Annotated in this window: 1 protein-coding gene and 1 pseudogene; both read right to left on the bottom strand. The window is 69.0% G+C overall.

What is annotated here, in order from left to right:
* Window positions 1-444, bottom strand: a pseudogene (locus Ae505Ps2_RS32855) (IS5/IS1182 family transposase); the annotation flags it as partial.
* Window positions 445-572: 128 nt separating this feature from the next.
* The gene (locus Ae505Ps2_RS32250) at window positions 573-881 is read right to left on the bottom strand and encodes an RNA polymerase sigma factor (protein ID WP_256386017.1); all 309 of its coding nucleotides are present in this window, start codon (window positions 879-881) and stop codon (window positions 573-575) included.
* Between the last annotated feature and the right edge of the window lie 696 nt (window positions 882-1,577).

Raw genomic sequence — 1,577 nt, 5'->3', positions numbered from 1 at the left:
ATCAGGTGCGGTGAGGACCTGGATGTTCCCGCCGTGGCGGCGGTGCTTGCCCGACCACCACAGGTCGACCCCGGGGGTGAGGCCGAGCGCGCGGCACCGGTCGGTGGCGATCAGGGTGCCGTCGAGATTCACGTGGGTGTGCCCGGCTGTGCGGGCGGCGAGCAGGGCTCCGTGCAGGCCGGGTGCGGCCGCGGCGAGGACGTCGATGCCTTCGTGCAGGTAACGGTAGGCCGTTGCAGTGCTGATCGCGTTGTCACCGGCCGAACATCGGACCCGGGTAGCATCACAGAACCAGCGGATCACCAGCACTGCCTGGGCGAACGGGGTCAACGCCCGCCGCCGGGTGCCACGTCGACGGCGTTGAAGGACCAGGAGCCGCGCCAGATAGGCCACGGTGCGCTCCCCGATCGGGAGGACAGCGGTGTAGGTGACAGGATCAGACATGCAGGACCTCGGTGACGGTGTCGATCTGTGCTGGACCGAACCGATCTACCGGGGTCCTGCCCCGTTCCCGCTCATCTCACCACCCTCGGCGTGTCGCCACGACCTGCCACCCCGCTACTGAGAACACCTCAGTGGGCGGGAGGTCGTCCCCGCCTGATCAGTGACGCCGACATCGCGTTCATCGTCACGACGGCCACCACCCGCCCGGACAAGCTGGACCAGACACGGAGTTGGGCGCGCTGGCGGTTACGCACGGCGGTACGCGCGGTGTTCTCGATGATCGTGCGCAGCCAAGCCCCGACCGAGCTGCGCCCGGCGTAGGTGTGTGCACCACGGAACGCGCGCAGTAGGCCGTCCTGGACCGCGTCGTCGGCGTCGTGGTGGTTCTCGAGGACTCGTAGGGCCACGATCCGCAGCAGCGTGCGGTGCCGCCGGATCAGTTCGTTGAACGACTGCGGGTCGCCCTCCAGATGGGCACGCAGCAGGTCGGCGTCTGCAACCGGCGCAGGTGCTCTAGGGGAATCGCCGGCAGCAGCGCTGGTGCCGACGGTCGTGCTACCCGGAGTCGCCGGGCAGCGGCGGGCAGCTACGGGGGCGTCGGCACGTCGAGTGAGCGGGATCGATCCTTCGGGGGGATCGATGATCTGGGCCGTCGCGCTCGAGGCGGTCTACACCAGGGGGCAGCGCCGACGCCGATGAGCAGAGGAAACTACCTGGTCAGGCCGTGTCTATAGCGGCGTCAAATCTCGTCGACTGAGATCGCGACCCCTCTGCCCGCGCAGGTAGGACTACCTTTCGAAGAGATCGCCCCCGAGGTAGACATCCCAGGGACCGTCGACGTCGCCTCGATCAGGATCTGGCTACGAGATCCCGTCCCATGATCCGCGGGACACGCTCTAATGCGCAGTAGCAGCGACATGCTTCTCCGGACGGCCACCGGTGTGGGCATCGGGCAACAGGGGCTCGATCAGCGCCCACCCGCTCCCGGGCTGCACCCCGGTTGGGTGAAGGTGGGCATCTGAGCGGGATCAGGGCAGGCCGGTGCGGGCGGCGATGTCGGGCAGCGCGAGCTGCAGGGCGGCGGTGGCCACGGCCCAGGAGTGCCCGCCGGGCAGCACGAGGTGGCGGACCTG

The organism is Pseudonocardia sp. Ae505_Ps2 (assembly GCF_001932425.1).
Taxonomy (GTDB): Bacteria; Actinomycetota; Actinomycetes; order Mycobacteriales; family Pseudonocardiaceae; genus Pseudonocardia.
Note: the sequence above shows the minus strand (reverse complement) of the source record. Positions and strands in the feature narration are given on the sequence as shown.